Source organism: Blastomonas sp. (assembly GCF_041747255.1).
Taxonomy (GTDB): Bacteria; Pseudomonadota; Alphaproteobacteria; order Sphingomonadales; family Sphingomonadaceae; genus Blastomonas.
The window spans coordinates 1-3747 of record NZ_JBGTFM010000037.1 but is presented as its reverse complement, the minus strand read 5'-3'; the positions used below and the strand labels follow the sequence as shown (position 1 = coordinate 3747).

Genomic DNA, 3747 nt, shown 5'->3' with positions numbered 1-3747 from the left:
GGCGGCGGCGTCGCCTGGCAACTGGCCGGATCGGCTATCAGGCAGCCGTTGATCGTCGAGCCAGCAGCAACCGGCCCGGTGATCGTGGTTGCCGCAATGACATCGACACCCGTTACCGGGGTTCCGCCCGGATCGATGATACCATTGATCGATATCACACCGCTGCCCCCCAGCCGGACCGAAATGCCCTCGGCCCCCGCAACAAAGCCGCGGCGATCAGCGAAATCAGTGCCGATGGCAGTGTTCTGGATCAGCACATCGCTGCCCAGCGTCTCAAGGACTATACCGCCCGCACGCAGCAACGCGGTATCGACAGGGATGGTATCACGCTGCGCAAGCCGGGCATCGACCCCGGCAGCATCGAGCCCCTGAATGTCGGCAAAGGCACTGTCGGTCAGGACAAAAATATCCTGCCCGCGCAGCGACAGCCGCCCGCTTGGCGCGTTGTTGTTAACCGCCGCCAGACGCCCGGTGGCTGCATTGACAGATATCGCCCCGGTCGCATCGATGACCAGCGCATTGTTGATCGCATCAGAGAGCGTGACCGCGCCGACGACGCGCGCAATGCCGTCGGCCAGAAACACCAGATTGCCATCCATGCCCACCCCGCCGGGCGAGCCCGACCCTGGCGATACCGAAATCGTCAACGTATCAAGCACCAGCGCAAACGGTCCGGTCACCGCATTCATCGGCGCGTTGAAGCCACCGGTTATGGGTCCGGGCACGCCGCTTTCGTCGCCGTTGTTGCCACTTTCCAGCGCAGGCGCGATCAGGGTCAGATCCCCGTTCGACACGATCCGCTGCGCCTCGGCATTGCTAAGGCTGTAGCCGCTGGTGACGCCTGCCCCGCCGATGGTCATCGTGCCGCCGCTGTTGTTGCGCAGCGATACCGACTGCGTCTGGTCTGCCGACCCGACCCGCCCGGTTTCGGTGATCGCGATGTCGCCCGAGTTCAGGAAGATCGTGCTGCCGGTGGCCAGTTCGTTCACGGTCAGCAGTCCATCGGCATTTACGACAAGATCAGTCTTCGCCACAACATCCGCATTCAGCGTGATGCTACCGGTCGCGGCGATATCGATCATGCCTTCGCCCGGGGTAAGAAACTGGGGCATGGCCCCGCCCGCCAGCCTGCCGCTGCGATCGTCAAAACCGTCAAACCCGGCAGATGCGCTGCCAATCAGCACATCGCCTTGATTGACCACCACGATATCGCCCGCCGCGAGCACATTATTTGCGGCGACCGTGCCGCCGCCGCCGGTCAGCAGAATATTGCCTTCGCGCGCCTCGGCCGACGAGAACGACATGCCCCCTTCAGAACGGAAGCTCATGCCAAGCGCAGATGCATCGATCATACCGCCGACGTTGGTATCGGTGATCACTTCAATGCCGCCTTCGGATGAAAACAGGTTCGCATCAAAGCCGGCGGCAAGTTGATCAAGCGTGATGCCGCCAAACGAATCGATGGTCACAAAACCGCTGCCGAACAACACCTGCCCGTTGACCGCGCCGCCAGACGTGAGATTGACATCACCCCCGGCAAAGATGCCGCCAAAGTCGATCTCGCCCGACGTTACCTCGACCAGGCTGCTGGCGTTTATGTTGGCAACGCTGAAGCCGCCGCTGTCGGCCCTGAACGATCCGCCCGCTTCAGCGCTCTGCCCGAAAATCTGGCTCGTCGCGTTGAGGTTGATGTCGAATCCTGCGGAGATCTCGCCAAATTCAATAGAGTCGGCCTCAATATCAATCTGGTTGACACCGCTGGTGCCACCCAGAAACGCCGCGCCGTTGGCGATGAACCGCACATCACGGTCGCCCAGACTGACCTGGCCCACCTGAATGGAGCGGCCTGCGATGATCGCTGCGTCACCATTGCCAAGACCAAGGAAGCCGACGTTGAAATCACCCGGAAGCTCGAACGGCCCCTCGCTGCCAATCGCGTCTGCACGGAACAATCCGCCACCTGCATCGATCACCGATGCGCTTATGCTGTCGGCAACGCTGATACCGATGTCGTTGCCGCTGGTGATGATGCCATTGCCCAGCAGGCTGCCCTGCTCCGCAAACAGACGAACCTCGCCGCTGGTCAACTGCGCCCCACCGAGCAGCTCGATGTTGCCCTCGGTCGTCTGCAGGCGGAGCGATTCGCCAGCACTGAACAGGGTATCCACCCCTTCACGGCCCAACGTAATGCCAGTGCGGGTCGTTACCGCGACCCGCTGTGCCGACACATTGGCATCGGTAACGATCAGGTCGATCGGCACCCCGGACTGCCCGATCTCTACAATTTCGGTCGCCCTGATCGATGCAAGGCAGATATTGCCTTCAACGCATTGCGCCGTCAGCCGCCCGCCGTCGTCCGACCTTGGCTCACCGTTGGCCGGGGCATTGACGATATCAGCGAACAACGAGAGCGAATCGACCTCGCCGCTCAATGCCTGAATGGCATCAGCCGACATGACCACGCTGGCATTCAGCGACTCGAGTCGGCCTTCAATCAGGATCGTTGAAATATTGCCGGGCTCCAGCGGCGTGACCGGCGTAATCGCGCCAGCGACGAGCCTCAGGTTGCTCGGCCGGGTGCGCGGATCAACCGAACCATAGCCCGAATCGGGCAGCGGGTTCGAGGCCGCGCTGACCAATGCGCCCGCTTCAATGATGATATCATCGCCGCTGAACATCTGCACTGCGTTGTCGGCGACCAGTTGCGCGCCATCGCGCACCAGCACCGAGCCCCCTGCGGCAACGTCAATTAGACCGGTGACCGAGATGTTGCCAAAGAACTCGGCGTCCGATCGGCCAAATTCGCCCGCGCCCTCGCCCAAAGTGAGCAGCCCGGCCTGAACGACAAGATTGCCATTGCTTGGCAGGCCATCGCCACCGCCTGATACGATGCCGGTGATCAGCACATCGACCAGCCCCACATTGGTGCCGGCTGACAGAAAAATGTCATTGCCCGCCTGCAGGTCAGAGGCAAAAATGTTCTGTTCCGCGCGCACCCGGATGCTGTCGGCCGCCACCGTGCGCACACCATCATTCGATGTGAAACTGTCACCGGCCGTGATCCGGATATTGCCCGCTGAGACCGCAGGGTCGCCGACCGCCTGCGCGATATTCTGGCCGCCGGTAATAGCCACTGGCGCGCGGATGCCGATGTCTGGCGGGTCAAGCGAGAACAGCTGAATATCAACATCACGTGCGGCGTTGATTTCAAGCGTGTCGCGCACTTCAAAGCCGCCGGTGCCTTCAAGGTTGAACCCTGCCGATCCGCCGACATTGATGGTGGCATTGCTCTCGACCATGATCGCGCCGTCGGTGCTGCGGACGAAAAAGCCCGCTCCATCATTGGAATTGAAGCCAAGCGCCTCAACCGCCAGCGATCCAAGCGTGATGCCGCCATTGCCATTGCCGGCCTCATCAACGATGAACACCGTTCCGCCAATGCCGCTCAAGCCATTGCCGCTGCTGCCATTGGCGATCAGCGAGGCGCTGCCTTCAAACGCTATGCCGCCATCAATGCCATTATTGTTTTCATCGATGACGAGGCTGATCGTTCCGCCTGAACCGTTGCCAATCAAACCGCTCGCACCTCTTCGCGCGCCTGCCCCGTCGCTGCCGCCTACGCCGCTATCGCTGCCGGCACCGTTTGCGATCAGCTGTCCGCTGCGGGCCACAATCTGGCCGCCATCCGCGACAAGGTTGATCGTGCCACCAACGCCGAAGCCGCCATTGCCGCCGCTGCCCCCGGTC

General features: G+C 62.0%; 1 protein-coding gene. It reads right to left on the bottom strand.

The genetic code is table 11. The features are described from left to right. Nucleotides 1–3747: beta strand repeat-containing protein (locus tag ACEW8G_RS01290; RefSeq protein WP_373486643.1), on the bottom strand; the 3747-nt coding region annotated here is incomplete at both ends.